The following is a 26800-nucleotide window of genomic DNA, read 5'->3' as shown; positions in this document are numbered from 1 at the left end:
TCTTTAGCACATAAAATCAATCCAATGAAAGCAATTGCACTGAAAGCAGCCGGAGCACCCGACCAGCTTGAATACATCGATATGGCAAAGCCGGAGATAAAACCGGGCGAAGTGCTCGTTCAGGTAAAGGCCATCAGCATCAACCCTGTTGATGTCAAAACCCGTATGGGAAAAGGAGTTTTCGGCCGCATTAAGGAGGAAAGCCCGCTGATCCTGGGCTGGGACATATCCGGGATCGTCACAGAAAGCGCAAGTGAAGCATTTAAAGCCGGAGATGAAGTATTCGGAATGATCAATTTCCCCGGGCATGGAAAAGCTTATGCCGAATATGTAGCTGCCCCTGCAGATCAGCTGGCATTGAAACCTCAAGGCATTTCCCACGAAGAGGCAGCGGCGGCAACCCTTGTTGCACTTACCGCCTGGCAGGCGCTGGTCACTCATGCAAAAGTCCGGCCCGGCCAGAAGGTACTGATCCATGCGGCTGCCGGTGGTGTTGGGCACATTGCAGTGCAACTCGCGAAGCACCTGGGTGCACAGGTTACCGGCACATCCTCGGCACGTAACAGGGATTTTGTCCTTGGCCTTGGGGCAGATGAACACATTGACTACCATCATATAGACTGGTCTGCACATCCGGTAGCATACGACTTTGTACTCGATACCATCGGCGGCGACAACATTGACCTTTCGCTGGAGGTGACCAGAAAGGGCGGTAAGATCATTAGCATCCCATCCGGGTTAAACGAGGAAGTGACCGCCAAGGCGAAGGCAAAAGGGGTCGACGGATACTTCATCCTGGTACAGTCCAACGGTGCGGACATGCGCGAGATCGCCGCACTTCTCGGTGAAGGAACGCTCAAAGCCCATGTGTCTGAGACTTTTTCTTTTGAACAGATGCCGGAAGCACACCGTCAACTGGAGACCGGCAGGACTGTCGGTAAGATCGCTATTAAACTATAAGAACTGAAATGAAACCCGGCTCCGTCAAACACTACAAGACCTTAAGTGAACTGCATGAAGGCAACCACTGGTCTGCCCCGGAAAACCCTATGTTCAGCCTCATCGGCTGCCAGTCCTCCTGCCAGCTTGGCGAAAGGGAATTCACAGTCGATGCCTATGTCATCGCTTTCAAGAAACTGAAATCTGGTGTCATTATGTACGGCCGCACCCCGTACGACAGCAACAATGGCTCCATGTACTTCATGAAGCCCAGGCAAGTCATTGGGATCAAAGGTGTAGAATTTGAGGAAGCCGGGTTCATGATCTTCATCCATGAAGACTATCTTTCGGGCCATGAATTGCACAGTTCCATACAGAAATACGGGTTTTTCGACTATGAGGTCAATGAAGCGCTCCACCTCTCGCCCAAAGAAGAGGAAACCATCTGGGAATTGCGCGATAAGATACTTACGGAATACAATAACAACCAGGACGAATACAGCCGTGAGATCATGCTCGGGCACATCGCATCCATCCTAAACTACTCGCAGCGGTTTTACAAGCGCCAGTTCATCAACCGTACTGTGATTTCCGGAAAAACTGTTACCAGGTTCAACAGTGTCCTGCAGCAATACATTGGAAACGGCGGTCTCCAGGAAAAGGGATTGCCATCGGTCCACTACATGGCCGAAAAAATGAATATTTCGTCCAGATACCTGAGCGATTTATTAAAGCAGGAAACAGGCAAAACGGCACTTGAGCTTATCCATCTGGCGCTGATCTCAGAGGCCAAGAACCTGCTCCGGTCGGCAGACCGGGGAGTAGCCGAGATCGCTTATTACCTGGGCTTTGAGAACACCTCCTATTTTACCCGGCTCTTTAAAAAGCAGACCGGCCTCAAACCGCTGGAATTCAGAAAACAACCCGTTAATTAATCATACCTTATGAAAGTAGATATCTGGTCTGACATACGCTGCCCGTTTTGTTATATCGGCAAAAGGAAATTTGAGGCTGCGCTTGAACAGTTTGAACATAAAGACAAGATCGAGGTCGAATGGCACAGTTTCGAACTGGACCCAAACCTTCAAAACAGTACGGAAAGCCCCGCACAATACCTTGCCGACAGATATGGCAGGCCTGTTGAATGGGCAATGGAGATGCAGGAGAATGTTTCAAAAACCGCATCAGAAGCCGGACTTCAGTTTAATCTGGACCACTCGGTCGTCGCAAATTCTTTTGACGCTCACCGGCTGATACAAATGGCGAAGGCGGATGGATTGGGAGATTCGGTGGAAGAATCGCTTTTCAAGGCACATTTCACAGATGGAAAAGACATCAGCGATCATTCCGAACTAGAGTCAATCGGAGCAAGCATAGGATTGGATGCCTTTGCCATAAAAACCATGCTGCAGGGTACCGACTTCAGCACTGAAGTCCGTGCAGACGAGCAAATGGCCGCTCAGATCGGTATCCATAGCGTACCATTTTTTATATTTAACCAGAAGCTTGCCGTTTCAGGCGCCCAGGCGCCTGAAACTTTCCTGGGCGCCATGCGGCAGGCCTGGGGTTAATTGTGTTATCTGATCAGTTCAAGAATCTTATTGGGGATGTCCGCATTTTGCAGGAAACCCCTGAAATGAGCTGATCCGGGCCCGTAGCTGAACAACGGCACGGGCAGTCCAGTGTGGTCTGTCGTCGTAAAAGAGCCCAGTACGGTACCTTCCTGATAATTTCCGTCTACTACGATCAGACCTCCCGTTTCGTGGTCTGACGTAATCAGCACAAGTGTTTCTTTGTCCTCATCAGCGAATTTTATTGCCTTTCCTACCAGTCTGTCAAAGCTCAGGTACTCGTCAATGCACTGACTGATCTTATTGGAGTGTCCGCCACCGTCGATCTTTGCACCTTCAATCATCAGGAAGAAACCCTTCTTGTGATGACCAAGTCGCTTTACAGCCTCATCAAAGGCAGGCTCGATCAGCCTGAAATTATCTTCTGTGCGGTCGTTATCAAAACAGATCACACGCTTGCCGACTGGCACATCCTTTAATCTAGCGAGGCCCTTTGTAATTTCAAAACCTTTTGCTTTTACCTGTTCGGTCAATCCTGACTGGTCAAATGCAGCGGGATAACCGCCGATAATCAATGCAGCCGGGCTGTTCACCACATCAGCTGCGATCTTATCACTCCAGTCACGCTCAGTCTGGTGTGCAAAGAAAGAAGAAGGGGTTGCTCCGGTGATCTTGTCGTTGGAAACGATACCGCAGCGAAGCCCCCTGGCAGAGAGCTTCTCGACAATATTATCCTGTTTTTGTCCTGAAGCGGACATACCGATAAAGCGGTTATTGGTCTTTTCTCCTATACTCATTGCAGTTGCACCTGCAGCTGAATCGGTGTTGTAGTCATTGGCCGGAACCGTGTTGGAATAGCCCGCCTGCTTAAGCTGGGTTACATTCAGCTGTCCTCCATTGGCCGTTGCCGCAGCCCAGAGCTGTGAAAATCCCGCCCCATCGCTGATCAGCAGGATCACATTTTTTGGTGCGACTTTCAATGCATCGGTCTTGAAAGTAGGCTTATATATTTCATGTTTACCTACTGCCCTGTAGAAATTGGCAGGATAGGTATTCAGGAACTTTGCCAATTCCGGCGGGTGGTCGGTATTCAGATAGTCTACACCGATCTTCATGAAGGCCTGCCAGCAAGTCTTTGTGTCCGGACATCCCCAGAAGCGTACCGGCTTGCCTACGGCATGTACGGAATCTACAAACTTTACCACCTTTACATAGTCTTCCGCTACCATTCTGCCCAACCCGTTCCATTTTGAAAACTGCTCAAACGAGGTGCTGTAAAAAGCCACACGCTTTTGCTGGTCCTCGGTATATTTCATACCGGGGCGGCCGTCAAAAAAGAAGATCTCGTCAAAATTTTTCCATTCTGGAGGTGGGGGAATGGCTCCGCTCAGTACGATGCGGACGGCATATGGATTGTGCTTTACGTCAAAATACCCGCGGTAAGGCTTCAGCTTGGCTTCCAGCACTTTCAACGCGGGCAATCCGGCAGTCTTAAAGTCGATCATGAACTGCAGGCTGCCACCTTCTGGATAAGGCCTGCCGCCATTGAGCTTCAGCTGATCGAAAAGCGGGTTCAGGTAAAGCCGTTCAATGGTCTTTGCGGTATCGATGTCTTTTCTGTCGTGCGAGACATATAAGTTGTTGCCGTCCTGGTAAACGTCAATCTCTATAGAGGCAAAACGATTGGCATAGGCGGTGTAAAAAGGTTGCACCTGCAGGTAATCATTATGAGAATGCGCGTTTTTGCCCACCTGATATTGCTGCGCCTGAAGCATCTGAACGCTTAAGCCAACAAGCAGGAGGCTCAAACTGAATATCCTTGGTATTTTCATGCTCATTATATAGCAAAATTATTTAGCCATCATTAACTCTGTCTTATCTATACATGAACTTACTGCTGAATTCCCATAAGATTGTTACCATAGAACATTAGGTGAATGATTATAAACCATTTATCTTAGCTTCGCTTATATAACTATACAAATAGGGCCCCTTAGATCAAAACGCAGATGTGAGGGGCTTTTTATTTCACCTTATTTTCCAAGCAGCAACCTGGCCTGCGTTCCCCACTGCCCGACAAACAGGTCAGGCTTGCCATCAGCATTAACGTCGCCTACGGCGATTCCCCAGCTCCTGCCCACCGCAGACGCCGGTATTACCTCATTTGTCACCAGTTTAAAATAACCCTTACCGTCATTCTGCATGGCCTGCATCTGCATCGGCTGAAAAGGTGGAATTTTCAGCGCGCTCAGAATGATATCCGGATCCCCGTCCCGGTCATAATCCAGTATCGTAGCGGCATAGGTCGAAAACTCATGTTTCGGGATCCGCTTAGCCGTTTCATCCCTGAACTTTCCTTTTCCGTCGTTGATCAGCAGGCGGGCTGTCGGGTCCTTTTCTGTGGCCCCGCCATTGCTGGTCAGATTTGCAAACAGGATATCCGGCTGACGATCTCCGTTCGCATCAAAAACCAGCACCTCCCTGGTATGCAGGGGAACGGGGAGGTCTAATCCCGACGGCTGTTCCTTAAAGTTTCCTTTGCCATCATTGAAAAACAATCTGTTCGGTGGTACCTCATTGCCTTCAACCAGATCCGGAACACCGTCACCGTTCAGGTCGGCAAGTTTCACCGACTGGTTTTGGGAGCCTTTACCCGGCAAACCGGTCGTGGTGTAGTCCTTAAAATACCCGGGCCTGCCGGGGTCATTGAGCCATAAGAAAGTATGGGCACCCGTTCCCGTGTTTCCGACCACGATATCCGGCAACCCATCTTTATTCACATCGCCAACATCCAGGCCATTGGCCTCACTCCGGGCAGGAAGGCGTTCAGTAGCATTTTCAAAAGTTCCGTCGCCCTTACCCAGGTAAAACTCATGGTTCTGATCATCCTCTGCTACGAAAACTACGTCCAGGTGCCCGTCCTTATCAAAATCAGCAAGACGTACATGTTCGGTATCGTGCCGCTCCTCCGCAAAAACGCCTTTTTTCCAGGTAAACTTTCCGGTACCGTCATTCAGATATAACCTGTTAGGCATCCCTTCCAGGGCCAGTATAGCGTCCAGATCACCATCCCGATCCACATCTATCAGGGCAACGTCCAATGGGTGTGCCTCAGGGTCAGATGGCAAATGGGTAGCGGTTACGTCCCTGAAATACCTGGTTTCCATGTCTTGCGAAAAGGCACTGCCGGTAAATAAAAGAACTGGGACCAGCGTAGTCAGACAGTTTTTTTTGATCGGGAAGATTGACATAACATATAGTTTGTGAATCAGCAAGTTACAAAAAAGATACCTTGATCGGAACAAACCTGTGGATTAATAAAGAACTTTGCTGACCAATCACACATCCTTACATGAACGAAAAAGACCTGCGGAACGCTAAAACAGCCACCAAATTGATTTTCCTGGTATGCGGCCTTGGGGTAGCCAGCTGGGCGCCGATGGTCCCTTATGCGAAGGACCGGCTTGGATTACATGAAGGCCAGTTAGGCGTTTTACTCCTGTTCCTGGGTTTCGGCGCACTCGTAATGATGCCTGTCAGCGGGATCTTCATCAACCTGTCAGGAAGCAGGATCGTCATTATGGTTTCCGGGCTTTTCATTGCCCTAACCCTTCCGTTGCTGCTGATCATTACCTCCGTGCCGCTAATGGCCTTCTGCCTGCTGGTTTTCGGCGCGGCAATAGGGTCAATCGATGTAGCTATGAACGCACATGGGGTTCAGGTCCAGAACGTCTATGGAAGACCGATCATGTCTTCCCTACATGGCCTTTTCAGTGTGGGGGGCCTCGCCGGCTCGCTTGGCCTGGGATTTCTGGTCAGCCTTGGTTTAGGACCAGTATATGCCGCCACGGGAATCAGCATGCTGCTTATCCTCATCTGCATCACGCAGTATCGTCATTTGTTAGATGCTGCGCATGAAAGAAAAATCATCGAACGCTATAACCATTTCAAAGATCCCGGAACAGGCACCAGACCTTTCGCCTGGTTCAGCGGAAGCGTGCTTTTCCTTGGCATACTTTGCTTTTCTGCCTTCCTTGCAGAAGGCGCGATGCTCGACTGGAGCGCCGTCTTCCTTCGCGATGTCAAAGGCATAGCTTCGGAATTCAGCGGTGCGGGATATGCTGCCTTTTCCGTCGCAATGGCAACCATGCGCCTTCTCGGAGACAGACTTGTAGAGCGTTTCAACAACAAGACCGTCGTGGCAGGGGGCAGCCTTATCGCGGCTTCCGGGTTGGTCATCTCGATCGTTAGTCCCTGGATGCCTTTGGTCCTGTTTGGATTTATACTGCTCGGTATCGGGGCGGCCAACATAGTGCCCATTTTTTTCAGTGACGCCGGCAGACTGAACAACATACCGTCGACGGTAAGCCTGCCAGCCGTCACTACACTTGGTTATGCCGGTCAGCTGGCCGGCCCAGCACTTCTCGGCTTTATTGCGCATCATTATTCACTGTCGGCAGCATTTGTCTGCGTGGCAGCAATAATGGCCTTTATCTGTGTATTTTATCTGGCAAAGTCTGCGTCCCAGCCGTTTAACCGCTGATAAAAAAAAAGGAGGCCGTTAACGGCCCCCTCGAATATTCGTAATGCTTTACGTAGGTAAGCTACTCACTAAAGTAATTGATACTCCGGAGACTACAAGGTCAGGAATGAAATGAACAATTATTGGATGAACTGAACGCATTTATTATTTTGATGTATATTCGTGTATAACCAAATCACACGATGAAAATTTTTAACACTTACCTCATTATCGCGGCGGCATGCTGCCTAACCCTGACACTTTCAAACACCATGATCGGACAAAAGAAATTACGCCACGTTGTCGCCTTTAGTTATAAACCGGATGTAACCGAAGCGCAGAAAGCCAAAATCATTACTGCGTTCCAGGCGCTCAAAAAAGAGATTCCCGAAATTATCGAGTTTGAGGGCGGGGCTGATATCCATCCTGAAGGAAAGAAATTCGCCCAATGCTTTATCGTAACGGTTAAGGATGAAAAAGACCTTGGCATCTATGGCAATCATCCCAAACACAAAGCATTTCAGGCCATCGTCGACCCGCTCCTGGCAGAGGTAACAGTGGTAGATTACTGGACCGAAAAGTAATGCCGGTTCCGGCAATCAAACGGCCTGAATATTTATGTTAAAAAAAACAGACTGATTTAAAACAAAACCATACCCGCTGCGTTTTATACATAAGAGCGTTAATTTAGATGGCGGGGAATGATCGGAATGGTCATTTTCCGCTTTTTTTTGACCTCTCTATCCAAGTTTCCCTAAATCACTCCAGATAAGTAACTTTACTGACATTTATACCTAAAAGCATGGATGAAGTAAGTTATATAAAGATCAGAAGTAATGAAGACCACAATTATCTCAATTTCCTTACAAGCGGCCTCCAACTATTCCCGGATCGTTTTAAGTTAGGCCCTGAAGACCACATTCTTCAGCAATTTCCTTCAGAAAATAAGAAAAACGGCTTTACTCTTGGGGCCACCCTTGAAGACAGGCTCATTGGCATCATTACCTTTTTCGTTGCCGCAGACCGGGCCAAACTGGCACATATCGGTGAACTGTCCCGGATGTATATATCCCCTGAAGCACAGGGAAAAGGAATAGGCTTAAACCTCATCAAAAAACTGCTGGAAACTGTCGCTTCCGAGTATCCTGAAGTGCGGCAAGTCAAGCTCAATGTAGCTACCCACAATGAAAGTGCTAAGAAGCTTTATAAAAAGCTTGGTTTTGAACATTACGCCACGGAAAAGGATTGTATCAAACTTGGCGAACGGTTTTTAGATGACGATTCAATGGTCCTTTTCCTGGAAAAAGATTAGGTTCCAGGCTATTTTATGAGCATTTTGGCCTGGCTAAAGATGTCTGCCGTATTGAAACGGAAAATGCCCTGGCCTATACTTTTTACACACTTGATCATCGCCTTCGAAAGTACCGCTGTCGGAACCGGCTTATGATTCCTGAACAGGCCGAGCTTGTTGAAAAGCCTGATGACGCCAATGCCTATCCGTTCGCCCAAGCGGTCTGAATCCGGACGTTCAAGCGGGCCAGGCTGAAAAATAAGGATACTTTGGAAGTCAAGGCTGGCCACTGCCTGCTCCAGATGCCCCTTCATCCGGAGGTAAAAGAACCTGGAAGCCGGATCGGCTCCTGCCGAAGACACGAGTACATAAACCCCGACTCTGTTTGCGCTTGCGGCTTTGGCAAAATCATATTGGTAATCATGATCTACCTTCCATTGCGCCGCTTTACTACCGGCCGCTTTTAAGGTTGTGCCCATACAGGAAAATGCGGCATCACCGCTGACAAGATGCGCCCATTTTTGAGGTTGTTCAAAATCGACGATATGCAAGACAAGTTTTTCATGCCGCAGCGAAACAGTGCGGCGCACAAATAAGTGTACCTCAGTAAAGTTTTCATCTCCAAGCAACTGCTGAACAAGGTCCCTGCCCGTAGCACCCGTTGCACCTATTACCAAAGCTTTCATTAGTCCTTTATCAAAACATGCTGATTTTCTGTATGATGACGCTCATGCCACTAAGTTACCGAAAAACAGTCACTTCATGAAAGAGACATTTTTTCCAGCAACCTATTGCGCAAGTAAATACTTGCGAGTATATTTGCAAGCATATACTTGCATTTATGAAAGTCAGAAGAGACGTATATCAAGCCATAGCCGATCCTACAAGAAGAGCGATCATTAATCTGGTTGCAGCGCAGTCGTACAATGTGAATACCATTGCTGAAAAGTTTGACATGACCAGGCAGGCCATATCCCTCCATGTCAAAATTCTTGAAGAATGCGGGTTGCTTATCATCAAACAAAGTGGAAGGGAACGGCTTTGTGAAGTACAGTTAGACCAGCTTGAAGAAGTAGCAACCTGGATTGACCAGTCGAGAAGATTATGGAGCAGGCGCTTTGAGAAACTAGATAAATATTTAAAACAAAAAAATCAGGAACAATGAAAACTAACAAAGATGATCTCTTGATCACACACCTGTTCGATGCACCCCCTGAACCCGTTTTTGAGGCATGGACAAATCCGGAACAGTTACAGCACTGGTATGCACCAGACGGATGCACCATAGAATTTAAGTCAATTGAAGTGAAAGTTGGCGGCAAATTCCATTCTGTTGTCCACGACCCCGTTCATGGAGCTTGCTGGATTACGGGAACCTATCAGGAAGTAACTGCCCCGGAAAAACTGGTCTTCACAATGGAACTCTGCAATGAACAAGGGATACCAGTGAGCGCGACTGATGCCGGAAAGACCCAAAACTGGCCTCCGGCGATCCTGACTACAGTGACATTTGAGCCTGTCGGAAAGCAAACTAAACTTACCTTACATCAAACTGTAGCGGAAGCTGAGGCAAAGAAAACAGGTGCTTATCAAAGCTGGTTTAGCATGTTTGACCGTCTGAGCACGCAATTGTCTGCAGGAAAATGATATCGACGACAACGGTTAAAAAGGAAAGGCGGTATGCTTTCGCATACCGCCCGCCTATTCCAACCTGAACTATATGTAATTACTTAGCTTTTGCAGTAATGGCATTGCGCACACTAAGTGCTGCAAGCGCCTCACCACTAAGCCTTTCTGATCTTTTCACCGTAAAGTCTTTCAAATCTGCTTTGGTAGCCGCACCTGCCACAAAAGTGTGCTCTTCAGCAGATCCGCTCAGTTTCAGGTCCGCCGCATCGCTGATCACAGTATACAGGCTTTCGGTATTCGCGTTGATCTTCGCCGTAGCACTGTAACTCACAAAGATCTGCAGGTATTTTACGTCCAGCTTTCCTTTGGTCTCTACTGAAGAGATGCCGGCCACGTCAATTCTTTGCAAGTCCTTTACTGCCACCGTAACCGTTACCGGGTTTATCTCTGACGAATGAATCAGCAGGTTATAACCTTGTCGTTTGATACTGGTCTTCTCAGCATTAAAGCTGTTGTCTACACTAACCGATTCTTTATCCTTTTGAACAAGAACAACTTTGACATTACCGGTAACTGTAATCTTGTTAAATGTAACAGCCGCTGCTTCATTTTCGATAGCTGGCTTAACAGGTGTCCCCGCGAAACTGGCCAGTGCAGTTGAACCAAGTATAACAGCGGAGAAAGCGGTAGCGATAAGGGATTTAGTGAAAGTTTTCATAATGCTTTTATTTTTTTAAGGGTTTTTTCAAATTGTTTACGGTAATAAGATGTCCATAGAAAAAAAATGTTGCAGCAGATTCCGGTGCATTATACCAGTATCAGACAACTCACGACAAAACCCCGAAATTTTTCGACGAACGCCCGCACATTTTTCGCATGATATGCCGCCGGGCTGGCAAATACCAGACATCTGTAGGAAACCAATCCCAGCCGTGGGCGTTATGCTCATATGAGTACATTAAAAGAACCGATCCTGAAGCTTCTCAATAAAACCTATGAGCCCGACAGTATCGTCGAACTGAAGTTCAAACGATATGACCTCGCGATTAAAACCGACAACAAAGGCCGTCCCATCTTGCTATTTATTGGCGAAAAAAATCCCGAAACCGGCAAAATCGATGGCGAGCGGTTTGCCCGAAGACTTGTAGAAGACGCAGCCGGAAAACTAGTAAAAGATCATTGGGATAATAAGGGCAGGGCCAGTGCCCGGCTCTAAAACTTTCGTCCTGATATTATGTTGACTATTAGCATGCAAACAACGGAAGGACATAATTTAGAGCGCTTCATCGCTGCGCAGAAATCGAGCTTTTATACTGCGCTTTCGGAAATGGAACAGGGACGTAAACGAAGCCATTGGATGTGGTACATCTTTCCGCAGATCAGCGGCCTTGGCTTTTCAGAAGCCTCAAACTATTATGCAATCAGTGATCTGGCAGAGGCGGCCGCATATTTGAAGCATCGTACCCTTGGTTGCCGGATGATCCTGATCTGCGAAACCCTTCTGAAACTTGACGAGACGGACGCGCACCTGATCTTTGGTAGTCCGGATGACCTTAAATTCCACTCCAGCCTTACCTTATTCGCCAGCGTCCCGGGAAGCCATCCCGTTTTTACGCAACTACTAAAGAAGTTTTTCAGCGGGCTGAAAGACAACAAAACTTTAAAAATCCTCAGCCTGACCTCATTGTAGCATCCACGGGGCAATAGAAAAAATTTTCCTTGACCATCACCTTTTACCGAATAACGGCGTCATACTAAATATGCACACCATCTATAAAGCGAAGTTGCTTCAGGAGCTTAAAACTTCAGTTATTGACATTACTGACAAGGCCAATCAACTGCTGGGCCACCCCCATGGAATACTCGACAGCCCGCCTGCGCCGGGTTCCTGGAGCATCGTTGAAGTTATTGAGCATTTAAATACCTACAACGATTACTACCTGCCATTCATCAACATGACTTTCATAAAAGCAACGCCGCTCAGTGCTCCACAAATGACCTTCAAGCCAGGACGGCTTGGAAATTATTTTGTGCGCTTAATGCAGCTCAAAAACGGAAAGATCAAAAAGAAAATGAAAGCCGCGAAGAAACATTTGCCTAAAAAGCAATCCGATCCGACGTCCGTTATTAACGCATTCATTCAAGGGCAAAAACAACTCCTGAACCTGATCGAACAATCCTCCAAATACGATATTCAGAAACTAAGCACCCCAATTAGCATCCTGCCGCTCATCCGGCTCCGCATCGGTGACAGCTTCCGTTTTCTGACCGTACACCAGGAACGCCACTTCTGCCAGATTGAAAGAAACATCCAGATACTATCCAGGAAAGAAGAAAACCTGCTATCAACACCAATCTCGCCATCCTGAAAACATCCGGCTGGAATAGTCTACTCTGTATATTTCCGCTCTTTGAGCCTGTTGGTAATCTGCATTCCCATTTGTTTCGCCCATTCCTGGGTTAAAGGCATTGATTCACCCATAATGACCGGTATCTTTTCCACAAATCTTTTGCCTGCAGGGGTGTCATAAAATGCGATAATTGAATTTTCTCATTATCTATAATTTCTGCAAGAATATATTTAAAGCACTGATAAATCAAGCCTTTCCACGTATACGTATCTGATTCTTTCTGTCTGCAACTTCCTTTTTAGAAGAAACTTTAAACACCGTATACTTTCCGCTGCCCAGAGACGAAATCTCCTGATCGCTGGCAATGCTGATACTCGAAATGTGATTTTCATTGAGCAACTGCCCGGCGTCAGTAATCAGCCTGCCGTCCACTGTAAATAGAACATTTTCCTTTTGCTTGCCCTTCAGATATTTATCAGCAAGAAACTTCAAAGTCACAAAACTGTATTTCACTTCGTCCTTCAACGAAATGTAAATTCTGGCAACTGGCTCCTTTACCACCGAAATGCTTGCTATATCGACCGGATCTATCAGATCAAGGCTAACATTTTTTACCAGCACACTGTCTATATAGTATTCAGGAACACTTCGGTTTTGATGTACAAGATTTTCTGATTCATATACGACACGAATACTGTCCGCATTTTGTCTGGCTTGCGAACCGAAAGCGACAAGCGAAAGAATAATAACCAACCAGAATTTCATAATTAATGCATTTAACTAATCGCATTAATATATGAAATAATCTTTACACCCACAAATGCAGGATAGCATTTAATCTACAGCAGTCCAGACCGATACGGATCCAGCCTCGCAGTAAAAGTCGCCCCACCCCGTCTCATTGATGACCACCTCACCTTGCGCGTGCCCTAGCGCGTCAACAAACTTTCGCCCTGCAAAAGCCGATCCTATCTCCATTGCCTTCTGACCGGCCTCGCCGTTAGAAAGCACTACGGCCAGGCCAGATCTTTCGTGCTCGTCGTCGCCAGCCCTCGTCCAGCCAATGCAACTCGGATGGTCAAAATAATCACGCTGCTCGCCATACGCTTTCTGCTTGCGCAGCGCCAGCAATGCCTCAAGTTGCGGTAACGGTTCTAAAGTCACCTCATGGTCGAAGCCATCATCACCCTTATCGGTATAGCAGGAGCCGTATACGTCTGCAAAGAACACGCAGGGATACCCCGCCTCCCGCAATAAGATGATTGCATAGGCATGTGCCCTGAACCAGGGCTCAACTGTTTGCTCCAGCGATTGCAATGGCTGCGTATCGTGATTTTCCACCAGTGTCACCGCAAGCTCCGGCCTTGCCTCCACAAGGGAACCTTGAAGAATGGTCGAGAGATCAAATTGCTCGCCTTCTTTAGAAGCCCTCGAAAAGTTTCCCTGCAAACATGCATCAAACAACGATATCCTTCCTCCGGTCGCGTCGATGTAATCCAATAAGCCCTGCAGGTTTCCAGGTGACCAATATTCCCCGACAGTATACAGTTCCTGGTTGAGTTCAGCGCGTAAAAAATCCAGCCACTCATTGTAAAAGCCCGCGGGCATATGTTTAATGGCATCCAGACGGAAACCGTCAAACTTCGCTGTATTATAATACCACAATCCCCAACGTTTTAGTTCTTCGCGCACAGCTGGGTTACGAAACTCGATATCCGCGAGCATCAGATAATCATAGTTGCCATTTTCCTGGTCCAACACCTCATCCCAGCCCTCTCCATACTGGTTCTGAATGCTGTAGATCGCCGACTCACCCGTGCGGTTGTCAAAGTCTACGCCTGTAAAACATTGAAAATCCCACTTAAACTCGGAATACTTTCCGTTCCGGCCAGGATAAGTAAATTTAGTATAAGCTTCGATCTCGTAAGGTTCAGAAATAAACTCATTGCGGTTGTCAGGATTCACCTTTCGCACCTGTACTGGCTCAGGCTCATCCGCACCACCCAAATGGTTCAAGACAATATCAACATATACCTGCAACCCCGCGGCCTTGCCCGCAGCGATGGCCTGAATAAACTCATCCTTTGTACCATACTTGGTGCGGATGGTCCCCTTCTGATCAAACTCTCCTAGATCATAGAGATCATAAGAATCATATCCCGTGGAATCAACCCCATCCATGCCCTTGTGCGCCGGCGGAAGCCAGACCGAATCGATACCCGATTTCTTCAGCCGCTCTGCATCACGGGCAAATTTCTTCCACAGACTACCATCATTGGGACAGTACCATTCAAAGTACTGCATCATTGTAAAATTTTCCATCCTAATGTTAATTCATCACTCAACAAAGCATGAGCCTTAATGTTTGACCTCCGGTGCCCGGCCCATTCCGTAGCTACGTTCGAAAACGAACAAGACATCCGGATACCGAACACTTCCGGGGACAGCAACCGCTGCCCAGACAAATCAAACCCGATTTATTCGGGCACATGATGTTCCGCAAGGTGACATCGGCATCGCCATCCTCAATAACATCGAAGAAGTAGACCTCCACATACCCGTCAAAGTATTTATACGCGCTTCACCACCGTCCGGCCACTAATTTCCCTGAAATACTCCTGCTGCCATCCTTGAGTGGCAAGGGCAGTCGGGTTCAAGCCAGAAATCCAGGGCGCATAAACCCTCAATCCTCTTTTGCCCTGATTAGACGAGGAGGCTGCAATACCTCTCTGAAGGAGTACATCAGCGGGAAACAAGAAATAACCCATACGCCCGCCTTCCTCAACAGCAATGAGCAGGTCGGAAAGCTGATCTTCAAAACTGAGGGGACGACTTCCGCCATCTGACGTTTTTTCCCAGATAGCGATGAAGTGCCCTGCCTTTCTAGGTGTTAATTTGCCAGTCCGGTAAATAATAGACCGTCCGTCGCAGGTAAATTTTTTACCTTCGTAGGCCTTCGCATGAGTATCCGGCAAGTATGGGCTTGCTATAAGTCCTGATAGCCTGCATATCCCATCAAACATTCACTGTTAAAGTTTTCTATTGTCGTTTTCATCCTCTGGTTTCCTTAAGGTAACTGGTTTCCGTGAGTAAACCCATTACAAATGTAAACCAGGACAAGCATAGTTTTGCGATCATTAAAAAATATTCACGTTATGAGAACACTAAAAATTACTTACTGGATCACTACCGGCCTTATCGCCGCCGGTATGATTGTATCGTTTTTCAATTATCTTTTCAACCCGGTAATGAAAGTAGGCTACGCCCATATTGGTTTCCCCGACTGGTTCCGTGTTGAGTTAGGTATCGCTAAGCTCCTTGGTGCCATCGAATTGAAAATTTCCAAACAATTCATTGGTGATTAGTTGTTTAGATAAAAAAGCAAATCGGACCAACCCAAAAACTACTACAATGGCAACAACTAAAGAACACATCGAAAAAATCAACGCCATGTTTACATCAGGAGACATGGGAAATTTCATGGACTACCTCGCAGATGATGTGACCTGGGACTTTTATTCTTCCACAAAAGGTCATAAACGTTTCAACAGCAAAGCCGAGATCAGCGAAATGGATAGCGACGGTTCCGAACACACCGGTTTCAACTTCACCAACATCGTGATCGAAGGACCTTTAGCCAGTGTGGAAGGTTATGCGAATGTCACTAAAGCCGACGGTACCCAAACCAGAGCCAACTTTTGCGACGTCTATCATTTCAAAGACGATAAGATTCTTAAGATGACCTCCTATATCATTGAGCACGGCGGCTAACTGCCACTGTCTTTGGTTACAGGCGGTGGCGGCATGACGATCACTTCAACTTCGACTTCCGGCTTAACGTAGTCAGCGGTGTCGTCAGAGATTTTCGCCATTCGAATATGAAATTCGTCAGCAGGAGGAAATCCCTCTCCTGTAAATGATTTGAGGGTAAACAAATCGCCTTGCATTTCAGGGTGTAAAGTCAGCCGGCGACTTTGTTTAGTGATGCGATCTTCAACCTCCAATATAAGATCCTCTCCGGACACTTGCCCTTTAACCCTTTGTTTCTTTGGCTCGGTAATTTCTGTGCCGTCCTCAAGATAGTGACCGGTTTGTGTAAGAATTACTTCATGCCTGGCTGAATCAATTTCATGTATACGCCATATGGCCAACTTGAGGCTTTTAAAGTCCTTAACATCCTTTATTTGCCGCATCCTGTGTACTGCCCACATCCCGGTATAGTTATGCATTGAATCTGTTTTCATTGTTTGTGCTTGAGTAGCGATACTGGCGAAAAGTAGGGTAGTCGCAAAGAATGTACAAGTATAAAATCTTGATAGAGGGCGCATCATGGATTAAAGTTAAAAATAAAGTGCATAAAAGCATTACCTCAGTGCAAGGTAATTGCTGTCAGGGAATTACGGCAGGTAAAATGAACTCTTGCAGTATGCGGTCTGCCTGAGTATGGGCATATGCAGTGCCATAAGCCGTTGCAGTAATGACCACAACAAGGCCGCTTTCTTTTAAAACATAAATTTTGTTGCCGCCGTTTCCTGAACAATAATAGGCTTCGTAAGCCTTGCCACGGGTGCGGTAGATTTTATTCCAGAATAAATAACCATAGTATTCGTCTTCACGCCCCGTAATAGGTAATTGACGGGACAAACTGCGTGCTACCCAGCTTTGCGGAAGCAGTTGTTTACCCTCCCAGCGACCGCCATTTGCATAAAGCTGGCCAAATTTCGCAAAATCCAGTGCATTCATCCGTATCCCACCGGCAGTATTGGGTACATGCTGAGGTGTATAAGGCCACTGATACCTGATGATCTGCATCGGCCTGAATAGCTTTCTGTCTGCATATTTTTCCAGGCCTTCCGGCACAATCCTGTCAAGCAATGATCCCAGCAACATGACCCCAGCGGTGAAATAATGCCATTGGCCTTTATATTTCATTGTATCCAATGGCAGGTCCAGAGCAAACTTTACCCAGTTACTGGTCGGGTACATGTGCTCCTCATTTCCAGGCGTGTTCATGTCATCGTCATCCCCGTTAAAACGACTGCTCATCGTAAGCAGCGCTTTTATTGTCGTGTTTGCCTTGGCAGCTGAGAAATTCCCGTACTTACTGAGATCATAGAAATCCTTCAGTTGCTGATGTTCAGATTTAAGGAAGCCATCATTTATTGCAATGCCTGCAAGCGCTGAAGCAAAGGTTTTACCAACGGAACGAACGTCGTGCAGGCTGTCGCGTGTTGCCCCGTTAAAATATTCCTCGATGAGTAATTTCCCGTTCCTGAGCACTACCACACTGGTGATGTGCTTAAAGGCATCTCCCTCTATATAGGCTTTAAGTTTCTTAATTGCGGCAATGTCGTATTGCGCGCCGGATACCTGCAGCCCTGGGTAAGGTTGTACGGGAGTTAATTTAATTGTGGAAAGGTCAATTTGAGGATAACGTCTGACCAGCAGCGGAAGAAAACCTTCAGCAACAGGCTCCCCTGTTTTTAAATCCGGCGCCTTCACATAGGGCCGCAGCTCGATGCGAAGCTGATGGTGACCATCAGTAAGCGCGCTGTCTCCACCATGGTACAGGAAACGGTTCCACGCGGACTGGCTCCACCAGGCGCCCTCATGTTGATTATCGATCAGCGGCTTTGTCCAGACTGTATCTTTTTCCAATTGCGCGGGCCTGGGGGCACCTGGTATCAGTTCCGTCCTGTAGATCAGCCGGTCGTCGACAAAAAAGGAAAACTGGTAATTGCCAATCCTGGCCAGGGAATCATTACTTAGTCCCGGCGCAAGGTCGCGCAGATATTCCATCATCGGTTTAACTAAACTTACTTTGACGAAGAGATTTGTTTTGTTGGTCAGCAGAAAGGGCTCCGCTCCGGGTTGATGAGGTTTCTCCCAAAAGCCGTCACGTGCTGAGAAAAGAATCTTGCGCTGAGCCTGGCATTGAAATGCGGCAAAAAAAATAGCCGTCAAGAATATGGAGAAAAGATATTTGTTCATACCAGCGTTTACCTAATAGGACAATGAACCTGAAATTTTGTTACGAACATCTTCCGTTAAAACCAGAAGCGTCGCAATCATACCCCGAAATTGTCTTAAATGACCCTTATGTTGAAAGCGGGCATTTCAGAACTTAGTACTGACAAAACTATCAGACACTAAAATTAAAAGACATGACAGCTAAGAATCCATTCGTCTGGACCGAGATCAGTGTAGACGACCTTGACAGGGCCAGGAAATTTTATGAGACCGTATTGCAGGTAGAACTATCGGTGCTGCCCAGACCCGAGACTATGACAGCAGACAAAGACGATCCATGCTATTTCGAAATGCTGGCATTTCCTGGAGACATGATGGGGCCGGGCAGCGGCGGCACACTTGTCAAATCAAACATGGGCAAACCAGGCGCAGGCGGCACATTGGTGTATTTTCATTCGGAAGACTGTGCTGTTGAGCTTTCCCGGGTAGAAGCAGCCGGAGGTAAGGTAATTGCCGGTAAGATGTCACTCGGCGAATATGGCTTTTGCGGCATCTGTGAAGACACAGAAGGCAATCCTATCGGCTTTCATTCCATGAAATAAGCACTGTAAAGCGCGGGGCCACCTTATTTTTCTTCTGCAGGTGCTTGTATACCCTTAGAGGAACGCCGCTGGCCCCGTCTTTTTGCTTTTTTAGCCGCTTTTCTGATATAAATATGTTTTCCTTTTCCACGACCGCTATCCCTTTCATCGACCTCAAAAAGTGCTATGCTTTTAATTAATGGCAGCAATTTGGTAAATCCGTAGTTCCTGGAATCGAAATCGGGTTTCTTTTTCATCATCAGACTGCCCAGGTCGCCGAGGTAAGCCCAGCCGTCTTCGTCGGCCAGGTCACTGATGGTATCTGCAAAGAGGTTGATGATCTCAGGATCCACCTTATTGAGGGGCTGTGTATCCTGCGGTTTGACGGCCTGAGGTTTTTCTTCATCCGGCTCTTCGTCACGGTTCTTGGATTTAAGTATTTCCAGGTAGATGAATTTGTCACAGGCAGTGATAAAAGGGGTGAGTGTTTTCTTTTCACCAATCCCGATCACGGTCATTCCGGCCTCCCGGAGTCGCGTAGCCAGCCTGGTAAAATCACTGTCGCTGGATACGATACAAAATCCGTCCACCTTTCCAGTGTAAAGGATGTCCATGGCATCGATGATCAGGGCGCTGTCGCTGGAATTCTTACCCTGTGAATAACTGTATTGCTGTATAGGCGTAATCGCGTTTTCAAGTAAAACCTTCTTCCATCCCGATACGGTGGGTTTGGTCCAGTCTGCGTAAATGCGCTTGAAAGTCGGAGTACCGTACTTTGCAATTTCTTCGAACATCTCCTTAACATATGCATAAGGTACATTATCGGCATCGATGAGTACGGCAAGCTTCAGATCTTTTTCTGTTTTCATAGACATTTTTTATAAAGATATGAAATTTCGTGTGGGCTGCCGGTTGGCTGCCCTCAGTAGATCTTTCTCAGCCTGATGATGCGTATCAGATGTAGGGCCTTCATAACCGGATATACCGGATCGATCTCAAACCATCTCTTACCAAAGTTGGCGCTGTTAGGATATCTGTGGTGATTGTTCTGAAAAAGTTCCCCCAATAAAAGAAAATCGAAGGGAGTGGTATTCCTGGACTTGTCATTGTTGTCGTAGTTCTGGTAACCATATTTGTGACCACACCAGTTGACGATAGCTCCATGCAAAGGTCCCATCAGAAAATGCACGGGCAACAGCAAAAACATCCACCATTTTTCTGCGAAACAGATGTAAAAGCAAGTATAACCTAACCCAAAAATAACTCGGGAAGTAATAGAAGAACCAATACGGTCAATGAATGGCCATTCTGGATAGTAGCCTGCGAACTTGGCCTCAGGGTCTTTTGTGTGCCTGAGGTAATCCCGGAAGGTAAGTGCGGTTGCCTTCATCAGTTGAAATACATCCTTGAAAAAGTGGGGTGAATGCGGATCGTGTTCCGTGTCGCTGTAGGCATGGTGTGCCCTGTGCATAAGCGCATAAGCCCTGGGGCTTAAAAATGAGGCGCCCTGAAAGATGTACGCCGCCAGGTGAAAGACCTTTTCCCAGCCCTTGGTGGTTGTAAACATGCGGTGCGAAGCATAGCGGTGCTGAAAAAATGTTTGAAAAAAAAGAGACAGAAACCAGTGGGCAATAAAAAAAAAGATGATGATGATCATGTAATATTTGAAGGTTTAAAAAAAAGGCACCTGACAACGTCAGGCGCCTAAGGAAAAATAAAACAGTATAACTTAAACCAATCTTACATTGACAGCGCTGAGACCCTTTGGACTATCCACTTCTTCATAGCTCACTGTATCGGTTTCACGGATCTCATTGATCAGACCAGAGATGTGGACAAAAATTTCCTTTGTAGTGTGTGTTGGTGTGATAAATCCAAAACCTTTAAGGTTATTGAAAAATTTCACAGTTCCTTGCTTTTGCATTATATTTTATTTAGTAAGTCGGCAAGGTAAGTTAAATAATATGAAATCTGCTATAATTTAAAATTAACTACCCACTGACAAGGAAGATGTGAATGATATGACACCTCACTACAGCCTTTCATTATACACTCCCACTTCTGCGATAACCGGCGGCTTGCTGAAAGATTGCATGGTCAGTTTCAGTTTCTCTGCCCACACACGGTCAAAACGCAGGATATGCACCCGGCCCTCGCCTTCCTTCCGGTCCACGTCGAGCGGATACCATTTGCCACCGGCAAAGTATTGAAGGGTATACTTGGCCCCGGCCTGGCGCCCTTCAGTAATGACAACCATATTGAACGGTTTGGCCTTTTCGAAGTTGAGTTCATACCAGGGTGCCTTAACCACCGTATTGGATACCCAGCTGCTGCCGAAGTTGTCATCATTGGCGAAGTCCATAATGTTCATGTCGTCTGACCAGCTACTGTTGCTCCGGACGTGCTTGGCGATATTACTGGACAGAATAGGATCGGCATGAGCGGGCACCTGCGGAAGCGACTCCGGTTTCTTATAGATCTTCCCGATTTCTTTCAGCGCGGTCAATGCGTTGTCGTCAATCAGGCCGTTCGCGTTCGGTGCGACATTCAAAATGAAATTACAGTAAGCTCCATTGTACGGGATAATGAATTTATTGACCAGTTCATTTACATCCTTCACGGGATTATTCGGAAATGAGGTCTTCCAGAACCAGTTATTCTGCAGCGGCAGACAAGCCAGCGCTGGCAGCTTGTTATGTTCCTTGGAGATGAACTGGCCTGCACCTTGCTCGTAAGATTTGATATCGGTGTAAAACAGCGCTTCCGTCGGGTATTTAGCTGCATTCAGGTCCATAACCAGGCAGTTTGGCTGCAGCGATTTGATCAGATGATAGATGTCTTCGAATGGCACGTCATCATAGGAGATCCGAGACCACGGGGCATCCCAGCCGTCAATGATCAATGCGGTGATTTCGCCGTAATTGGTCAGCAGCTCGGTGATCTGGTCTTTGATCATCTGGATGTGCTCCGGAGTGATCTGGTTTGGGCGGATCCCGTGATGGGTATCCAGTATAGAATAATACAGCATTACTTTAAGCCCATTCTTACGGAATGCATCGGCATATTCTTTTACCACATCACGCCCGAACGGTGTTTTCATAACATTGTAAGCTGTGGTCTTGGTGTTCCAGATCGGAAAACCGCTATGATGCTTGGTCGTCAGGCAGCCGTAGGTCATATTGGCAGATTTTGCGGCCTTTGCCCATTGGTCAGCGTCAAACTTAGGCGATTTGAACAATGAAAGCGGGGCGTCAGGATCTGACCAGTCCTGATCCATAAAGGTAGGCATACCGTAATGGATAAACATTCCGAAACCCAGGTTAACGAATTCCTGCTGAAGCTGGGGAAGTGTTTTCTCCCGCCCACCTTGCCTGGCCTCTGCGGGTACCTGTAGTAAGAAACCGGTGATAAATGTTACGAAAAATAAAATTCTCCTGATGTTCATTTCTGTGTCTTTTAATAATGGATTGATTTTTATCTGTAATGATGCCTGCAAGATACAGTGACTTTGACGCCAATTTATCGAATGAAACCGTAACGGATACTTAACGAAACCTTAACGGCAACGGATTCCTAAAAACTTACCGTATTTTTAGGGAAATTAGACCATTGAAATGACAGGTCGCCTCTATAAATCTGTGGTATTGATCAGTTTCCTGATCCTGATCTTTGTACAGTTAAAACTGATCTACAACACTTACACACTCCGTGACCGGGATTTTAATGCGCAGGAAAAAAAGCTGCTGAATGACGAGTACGGGCGGAGTATTCCCAATGACAAAGTATATAAGGGCGGTGGCAAAATAGTCGACTCGGTTTTGAGTGTATATATGCCGCAGCTCCGCCAGGCCTATCTGAATGACCGGAACAGGTTTAATTCGTTATCGGCGGAGGCGGCTTTTGGCATGGTCCGGAGATTACGTATCGAAAGCACCATGGACAGTGTTTTTCAAAGCATTGTTCGTCGCAATCATCTGGACACAACGCTGCACTACCTGCTGACAGTACAGTCGGTTGACATTAATTTTGATCCCGCTGTGGGAGACGTCAATATCTTCAGTAAGTATCCCTATGGAACCGTTATCGATGGCTCGCTCCCAACACCAACACTGGAAAACAGGGTAACCAACCTATCCGTAAGCGGTACGCTGGCCTATGATTTCCGGATCACATTCAACTTCTTTGCCGATTATCCCAACCGGAAACTCAGGGTTGCCAGGCAGATGCTGCCGACTTTCTCGCTGGTGGCGCTTTGTATCATCATCATTGTCGGCATTAACTACTATACGTACATCAGCTGGATGCGCCAGAAAAAGGAAGCGGAAATGAAGACGGATTTTCTAAACAGCATCAAGCACGAGTTCAACACGCCGGTCACGACAATTATGGTAGCCGGAAAGAGTCTCGATGAGGAAGAGATTCTGAATGATAAAGAACGTATCCGCGCACTTGGGCAGATCATCGGGCGACAGGCCCGGCGGCTTCAGGCACATATCAACCAGATGCTGGAAGTCTCCAGGCTGAAAGAAAAAGTACATTTTGAGTCTGCGGACCTCAACCATGCGCTGCTGATGCTGATCGAAGACTATAAGATCAAACTTCCCGGATCAGATCTTCTTACATTCGAGCCATATCCTGCCGGGCTGATCTTGTCGATTGAACCTTTTGTCTTTTCCACCATGATGAATAACCTGCTGGACAATGCATTCAAACACAACGACAGCGCTGTGAAGCGGGTTGAGGTGTTCCTGAATGAAACAGGCAGCCATTTTGTATTGAATATCCAGGACAACGGGAAGGGTATTAAGGAAGAAGCCAGGGTTAAGATCTTTGATAAATTTTTCAGGCTAAACCACGATCATAAAACTCCCGGACTTGGGCTGGGACTGTACTATGTTAAGCAATGCCTGGACATCCATGGATGGCGCATGAAAGTAGGGGGAACGGATACACAAGGAACTTTGTTCAGTATCCTTATCCCCAAATACCTGGTAAAGGTGGGTACTCCAGTTAACGATCATTCAAAGTATGCAAATGAATTATGATATTATGATCATTGAAGATGAGGTAGATCTGGGCAATGTGGTTTCCGAATACCTGAAACTGCGCGGATTCAGTGTGCTCTGGTTCAAGACCGCAGCTGAAGCGCTGACTCACTACCGGAACAATCCGCTCAGCAACAAACTGATCGTTATTGATGTCCGGTTGCCAGATATGAATGGCTTTGATCTTGCAGCGACGATTACGGAGATCAACCAGGAACAGGCCTTTCTTTTCCTCACAGCCCACAATGAAAAGGAAAACCGGCTTCGCGGGCTGGAAATAGGCGCCATTGATTATATCTCTAAACCCTTTGAAATTGACGAGCTGGTCCTGCGGGTAGGTAATATCGTCCGGAAATTCGGTTCTTCAGGCGACCGTCCTGATGAACAGCCAGGCGTCATCGCTGTCGGGGACATCAGGTACGACAAAGACCAATTGCTCATAATGCTTCCGGGAGACAGCATACATACACTGACAGTAAGGGAGTCGGAATTACTGGATTACCTGATCGCCAACCCAAACCGGGTGGTGAAAAAGAAAGACATCCTTATCGCGCTTTGGGGCGATGATGATTATTTCAACGGAAAAAGCCTTGAAGTATTCATTTCCAGGCTCCGGAGTGTATTCAAAACCTCCAAGCAGGTTTCGATCGGAAATGTTTATGGCCTTGGGTACATCCTGAAAGTAAATTGAAACATCAAACAAAACGCTCATAAATATGTTATTGCAATAATTTAAGCAGTAACATCTATGTATAATTTTTCCAAACGCCTTGACGCTACTCCGTTCCAGTCTTTACTATTCAATGAAAAACTCGCAGACATCACTTCTGCCTATAAACGCTATTTCTCAACCATGAGCCAAAGATCTTCGATCTCAGAATACATCCGCTGTTACAATGTGGAAGGAAAAATGCACCTTCATATTAAGGAAGATCTTCCGGATCAGATCGCGCGTGAGTGCCGCACTGCTTTTTACAGCATCTTCGGCTAAACAGCATATTTTCTGGCACAAAACTCAGACATCACCATTCCATCCTTTTCCTTAATGCAAGTATCTGCTCCGCATGGTGTGTACCGTGCCAGTTATACTGGTTGGTCATTTGCCATACGGGTATATATTCATCGTTCGCCGGATGATAATAGGTTCTTTTCCAGTCCTCTTCTGTTAAATTATCCAGAAGCACCGACCATCTCCGGTGCAGCGCATGGAGCAAGGTAATAGAAACATTCAAAGGGACAAGCCCGACATCCGGAAGTTCAGCCCAGCGATTTTCATCATACGGGCTGACCCTTGGCTGCTCTTCGGTCAGCGCAAGCTTCAGCCGTATATACGCATTCATGTGACTGTCAGCTACGTGATGCACGACCTGGATGATGTTCCAGCCTCCGGGCCGGTACGGCGTATTGAGTTGCTCTTCATCGAGATTTTCGATACAATAATCGAACAGCAAAGGCACCGTCCTGATCCCGCCGGTCCAGCTGGCGAGATCATCAGGATTGTATTCATCTGCGGGCTTAAACCTGCCGATGGGGTATTTTATTTTTTCAAGGGAATCTTCCATCACCTTAAAGTATTAAAATCTTCGATGATTTTCCTGATCTTTTTTAGCCTGCCAATCCAGATTTGCATTAGCATAGTCATTTGGAGTGCAAACACCAGTATAACGAATATCAGAGCGATCGATCTGGCTGTATTGAGCACAGGATTCTCGGTGAAGAAGATAATTAAGGCAATGGCAAAGACTGTTCTCAAGGCAACGGACAACAACGCAAAATATCTGATCTGCTTTTCCCGGCGCTGCAGGGAAGCCAGCAAATTGCAGGATTTCCCGTCTGGAGTATTTACAAGTATATAACCATAAATACTGTGAACAATGGTCATTATACCGACAGCAACGAGTAACAGGTTTACCATTAGCGTTTTCTGCTGTCCGTCGAACATGCTGTAATAACACACCAGGAAAACACCCAATGCAAAAGACTCAACTATAGTCTGTCTTTGTATCTGCCGGAGTACCGGTATCTTCGCCTGCACGAGCATTTGCCTTAGTTCCTCGTTATTCTTACTTCCGGCTTCCGGATGTTTCCACACAGATTTTAATTCATTTAGTTCCATCATTTGTTTTTTTTCGCCAGCTCTGTGAGCCGTCTTTTAATCCTGTTCAGTTTAACGCCTATGTTGCCTTCGCTAAGGCCGGTAATGTCAGCAATTTCCCGGTAGCTCAATTCGTCAAGATACAGGATCAGCAATGCCCTGTCTGCTTCAGTCAACTGCCTGATAGCCCAGATCAGCCATTCTTGCCGGCGTGTAGTTTCCTCTGCCTGTACAAACTCCGGGCTATCTGGCAGCATATCGGAATACGTTATCTCTGGTTCTCGCTTCCTGAATCCTGTGAGGGCAACATTGAGTGCGATCCTATAAATCCATGTACTTATTTTAGAATCACCACGAAAAGATGGGAAAGATTTCCATAATTGGAGCAATGTTTCCTGGAAGCAATCCTGCTGGTCTTCGGAAGTACGCCGGTAAACCCGGCAGATTTTCCGGATAATGCCCTGGTGCCTGCTGATCTCAGACAGAAAATCTTTCTCATTTACATCTTTTCCAAATGTCATTTTCCGGTGGCTTTCAGGGAGTCAACCTGATTACTGATAGAGGTTATTACTTTTTTTAGGGAATCGATCTGCACTTGTAGGTCACGGTCTCTTGATCTAGACCTTCCATCCGGTGAGGATTGCTCATTACAGGCAATGATTGACACGCAACTAAAGAGAACAGTGATAAGATACATTTTTTTCATATCGTTTTCTTTTATGAGTTGCAGAAGCGCCGGAAAACTTACAAAAGTTTTTAGACAATTTCTGACATTGAAAATCTTATCCGTCCTGCATTGCTGCAAT

General features: G+C 46.7%; 33 protein-coding genes. 17 read left to right on the top strand and 16 right to left on the bottom strand.

Going from position 1 to position 26800, the window contains the following annotated elements:
• Positions 1–24: 24 nt before the first annotated feature.
• The 3 genes from P2W84_RS06000 to P2W84_RS05990 are packed head-to-tail and all read left to right on the top strand — an operon-like array spanning position 25 to position 2510.
• Positions 25–960, top strand: a complete 936-nt coding sequence (locus P2W84_RS06000) for an NADP-dependent oxidoreductase (RefSeq protein WP_276089213.1) — start codon at positions 25–27, stop codon at positions 958–960.
• A gap of 8 nt (positions 961–968) precedes the next feature.
• The gene (locus P2W84_RS05995; RefSeq protein WP_276089212.1) at positions 969–1874 is read left to right on the top strand and encodes a helix-turn-helix domain-containing protein; all 906 of its coding nucleotides are present in this window, start codon (positions 969–971) and stop codon (positions 1872–1874) included.
• A 9-nt stretch (positions 1875–1883) separates the two neighbouring features.
• Positions 1884–2510: a DsbA family oxidoreductase gene (locus tag P2W84_RS05990; RefSeq protein ID WP_276089211.1), complete on the top strand. Its 627-nt coding sequence runs from the start codon at positions 1884–1886 to the stop codon at positions 2508–2510.
• Between the two features lie 5 nt (positions 2511–2515).
• Here the strand turns inward: P2W84_RS05990 and P2W84_RS05985 are convergent, their stop codons facing one another.
• Both P2W84_RS05985 and P2W84_RS05980 read right to left on the bottom strand, forming a co-directional pair.
• Complete coding sequence (locus P2W84_RS05985) at positions 2516–4348, bottom strand: alkaline phosphatase (protein WP_276089210.1); 1833 nt, start codon at positions 4346–4348, stop codon at positions 2516–2518.
• A gap of 195 nt (positions 4349–4543) precedes the next feature.
• Positions 4544–5761: a VCBS repeat-containing protein gene (locus tag P2W84_RS05980; RefSeq protein WP_276089209.1), complete on the bottom strand. Its 1218-nt coding sequence runs from the start codon at positions 5759–5761 to the stop codon at positions 4544–4546.
• A gap of 101 nt (positions 5762–5862) precedes the next feature.
• Between P2W84_RS05980 and P2W84_RS05975 the strand changes: the two genes are divergently transcribed.
• From P2W84_RS05975 to P2W84_RS05965, 3 genes are all read left to right on the top strand, one after another.
• Positions 5863–7053 (top strand): MFS transporter, encoded by a 1191-nt coding sequence (locus P2W84_RS05975; protein WP_276089208.1) that lies wholly within the window; start codon positions 5863–5865, stop codon positions 7051–7053.
• Between the two features lie 182 nt (positions 7054–7235).
• Complete coding sequence (locus P2W84_RS05970) at positions 7236–7616, top strand: Dabb family protein (protein WP_276089207.1); 381 nt, start codon at positions 7236–7238, stop codon at positions 7614–7616.
• A 218-nt stretch (positions 7617–7834) separates the two neighbouring features.
• Positions 7835–8344, top strand: coding sequence for a GNAT family N-acetyltransferase (locus P2W84_RS05965; protein ID WP_276089206.1), 510 nt, complete (start codon positions 7835–7837; stop codon positions 8342–8344).
• 8 nt (positions 8345–8352) lie between these two features.
• Here P2W84_RS05965 and P2W84_RS05960 read toward each other — a convergent pair whose 3' ends face one another.
• Complete coding sequence (locus tag P2W84_RS05960; protein ID WP_276089205.1) at positions 8353–9009, bottom strand: NAD(P)H-binding protein; 657 nt, start codon at positions 9007–9009, stop codon at positions 8353–8355.
• Positions 9010–9164: 155 nt separating this feature from the next.
• Between P2W84_RS05960 and P2W84_RS05955 the strand changes: the two genes are divergently transcribed.
• Entirely contained in the window at positions 9165–9488 is a 324-nt protein-coding gene (locus tag P2W84_RS05955) for a metalloregulator ArsR/SmtB family transcription factor (RefSeq protein ID WP_276089204.1), read from the top strand.
• The gene (locus P2W84_RS05950) at positions 9485–9970 is read left to right on the top strand and encodes an SRPBCC domain-containing protein (protein ID WP_276089203.1); all 486 of its coding nucleotides are present in this window, start codon (positions 9485–9487) and stop codon (positions 9968–9970) included. Before P2W84_RS05955 ends, P2W84_RS05950 begins: the two co-directional genes overlap by 4 nt.
• A gap of 79 nt (positions 9971–10049) precedes the next feature.
• Here the strand turns inward: P2W84_RS05950 and P2W84_RS05945 are convergent, their stop codons facing one another.
• Entirely contained in the window at positions 10050–10670 is a 621-nt protein-coding gene (locus P2W84_RS05945; RefSeq protein ID WP_276089202.1) for a DUF2807 domain-containing protein, read from the bottom strand.
• A 231-nt stretch (positions 10671–10901) separates the two neighbouring features.
• Between P2W84_RS05945 and P2W84_RS05940 the strand changes: the two genes are divergently transcribed.
• From P2W84_RS05940 to P2W84_RS05930, 3 genes are all read left to right on the top strand, one after another.
• Positions 10902–11168, top strand: coding sequence for a hypothetical protein (locus tag P2W84_RS05940; RefSeq protein WP_276089201.1), 267 nt, complete (start codon positions 10902–10904; stop codon positions 11166–11168).
• A gap of 18 nt (positions 11169–11186) precedes the next feature.
• Positions 11187–11642, top strand: a complete 456-nt coding sequence (locus P2W84_RS05935; RefSeq protein ID WP_276089200.1) for a DUF1810 domain-containing protein — start codon at positions 11187–11189, stop codon at positions 11640–11642.
• A 70-nt stretch (positions 11643–11712) separates the two neighbouring features.
• Positions 11713–12321: a DinB family protein gene (locus P2W84_RS05930; protein ID WP_276089199.1), complete on the top strand. Its 609-nt coding sequence runs from the start codon at positions 11713–11715 to the stop codon at positions 12319–12321.
• 228 nt (positions 12322–12549) lie between these two features.
• On the opposite strand, the gene P2W84_RS05925 is transcribed toward P2W84_RS05930, so the two are convergent.
• The 3 genes from P2W84_RS05925 to P2W84_RS05915 all read right to left on the bottom strand — a co-directional run bounded on the left by P2W84_RS05925 (position 12550) and on the right by P2W84_RS05915 (position 15326).
• On the bottom strand, positions 12550–13068 hold the full coding sequence (locus P2W84_RS05925; protein ID WP_276089198.1) for a hypothetical protein: 519 nt from the start codon (positions 13066–13068) through the stop codon (positions 12550–12552).
• Positions 13069–13137: 69 nt separating this feature from the next.
• On the bottom strand, positions 13138–14625 hold the full coding sequence (locus P2W84_RS05920; protein ID WP_276089197.1) for an alpha-amylase: 1488 nt from the start codon (positions 14623–14625) through the stop codon (positions 13138–13140).
• A gap of 248 nt (positions 14626–14873) precedes the next feature.
• A complete protein-coding gene (locus P2W84_RS05915) occupies positions 14874–15326 on the bottom strand; it encodes a MepB family protein (protein ID WP_276089196.1) in 453 nt (150 codons plus the stop codon).
• Positions 15327–15458: 132 nt separating this feature from the next.
• Here P2W84_RS05915 and P2W84_RS05910 point away from each other — a divergent pair, with 132 nt between their 5' ends.
• Both P2W84_RS05910 and P2W84_RS05905 read left to right on the top strand, forming a co-directional pair.
• Complete coding sequence (locus P2W84_RS05910) at positions 15459–15668, top strand: DoxX family protein (protein ID WP_276089195.1); 210 nt, start codon at positions 15459–15461, stop codon at positions 15666–15668.
• A 46-nt stretch (positions 15669–15714) separates the two neighbouring features.
• Positions 15715–16074, top strand: coding sequence for a nuclear transport factor 2 family protein (locus tag P2W84_RS05905; protein WP_276089194.1), 360 nt, complete (start codon positions 15715–15717; stop codon positions 16072–16074).
• Here P2W84_RS05905 and P2W84_RS05900 read toward each other — a convergent pair.
• Both P2W84_RS05900 and P2W84_RS05895 read right to left on the bottom strand, forming a co-directional pair.
• Positions 16071–16547 (bottom strand): hypothetical protein, encoded by a 477-nt coding sequence (locus tag P2W84_RS05900; RefSeq protein ID WP_276089193.1) that lies wholly within the window; start codon positions 16545–16547, stop codon positions 16071–16073. The two genes, P2W84_RS05905 and P2W84_RS05900, sit on opposite strands and share 4 nt — an antisense overlap.
• Positions 16548–16692: 145 nt before the next feature.
• Positions 16693–18294, bottom strand: a complete 1602-nt coding sequence (locus P2W84_RS05895) for a serine hydrolase (RefSeq protein ID WP_276089192.1) — start codon at positions 18292–18294, stop codon at positions 16693–16695.
• A 173-nt stretch (positions 18295–18467) separates the two neighbouring features.
• Here P2W84_RS05895 and P2W84_RS05890 point away from each other — a divergent pair, with 173 nt between their 5' ends.
• Entirely contained in the window at positions 18468–18875 is a 408-nt protein-coding gene (locus P2W84_RS05890; protein WP_276089191.1) for a VOC family protein, read from the top strand.
• Positions 18876–18898: 23 nt separating this feature from the next.
• On the opposite strand, the gene P2W84_RS05885 is transcribed toward P2W84_RS05890, so the two are convergent.
• From P2W84_RS05885 to P2W84_RS05870, 4 genes are all read right to left on the bottom strand, one after another.
• Positions 18899–19723 (bottom strand): NYN domain-containing protein, encoded by an 825-nt coding sequence (locus P2W84_RS05885; RefSeq protein WP_276089190.1) that lies wholly within the window; start codon positions 19721–19723, stop codon positions 18899–18901.
• 53 nt (positions 19724–19776) lie between these two features.
• A complete protein-coding gene (locus P2W84_RS05880; RefSeq protein ID WP_346348948.1) occupies positions 19777–20511 on the bottom strand; it encodes an acyl-CoA desaturase in 735 nt (244 codons plus the stop codon).
• Positions 20512–20583: 72 nt separating this feature from the next.
• Positions 20584–20778, bottom strand: coding sequence for a cold shock domain-containing protein (locus P2W84_RS05875; RefSeq protein WP_276089189.1), 195 nt, complete (start codon positions 20776–20778; stop codon positions 20584–20586).
• Between the two features lie 108 nt (positions 20779–20886).
• Complete coding sequence (locus tag P2W84_RS05870; RefSeq protein WP_276089188.1) at positions 20887–22299, bottom strand: alpha-L-fucosidase; 1413 nt, start codon at positions 22297–22299, stop codon at positions 20887–20889.
• 169 nt (positions 22300–22468) lie between these two features.
• Between P2W84_RS05870 and P2W84_RS05865 the strand changes: the two genes are divergently transcribed.
• From P2W84_RS05865 to P2W84_RS05855, 3 genes are read left to right on the top strand one after another with little or no spacing between them, the layout of a single operon-like run.
• Positions 22469–23899 (top strand): HAMP domain-containing sensor histidine kinase, encoded by a 1431-nt coding sequence (locus P2W84_RS05865; RefSeq protein WP_276089187.1) that lies wholly within the window; start codon positions 22469–22471, stop codon positions 23897–23899.
• Positions 23889–24590 carry a response regulator transcription factor gene (locus P2W84_RS05860; RefSeq protein WP_276089186.1) on the top strand — a complete coding sequence of 234 codons (702 nt, stop codon included), beginning with the start codon at positions 23889–23891 and terminating at the stop codon, positions 24588–24590. The genes P2W84_RS05865 and P2W84_RS05860 overlap by 11 nt, the downstream gene beginning before the upstream one ends.
• 57 nt (positions 24591–24647) lie before the next feature.
• On the top strand, positions 24648–24890 hold the full coding sequence (locus P2W84_RS05855) for a hypothetical protein (protein ID WP_276089185.1): 243 nt from the start codon (positions 24648–24650) through the stop codon (positions 24888–24890).
• 31 nt (positions 24891–24921) lie between these two features.
• On the opposite strand, the gene P2W84_RS05850 is transcribed toward P2W84_RS05855, so the two are convergent.
• The 3 genes from P2W84_RS05850 to P2W84_RS05840 are packed head-to-tail and all read right to left on the bottom strand — an operon-like array spanning position 24922 to position 26515.
• Entirely contained in the window at positions 24922–25461 is a 540-nt protein-coding gene (locus P2W84_RS05850) for a YfiT family bacillithiol transferase (protein ID WP_276089184.1), read from the bottom strand.
• Complete coding sequence (locus P2W84_RS05845; RefSeq protein WP_276089183.1) at positions 25461–26018, bottom strand: hypothetical protein; 558 nt, start codon at positions 26016–26018, stop codon at positions 25461–25463. The genes P2W84_RS05850 and P2W84_RS05845 overlap by 1 nt, the downstream gene beginning before the upstream one ends.
• Entirely contained in the window at positions 26015–26515 is a 501-nt protein-coding gene (locus tag P2W84_RS05840; RefSeq protein ID WP_276089182.1) for a sigma-70 family RNA polymerase sigma factor, read from the bottom strand. Before P2W84_RS05840 ends, P2W84_RS05845 begins: the two co-directional genes overlap by 4 nt.
• Positions 26516–26800 lie beyond the last annotated feature (285 nt).

Source organism: Pedobacter sp. JY14-1, assembly GCF_029269825.1.
Taxonomy (GTDB): domain Bacteria; phylum Bacteroidota; class Bacteroidia; order Sphingobacteriales; family Sphingobacteriaceae; genus Pedobacter.
Note: the sequence above shows the minus strand (reverse complement) of the source record. Positions and strands in the feature narration are given on the sequence as shown.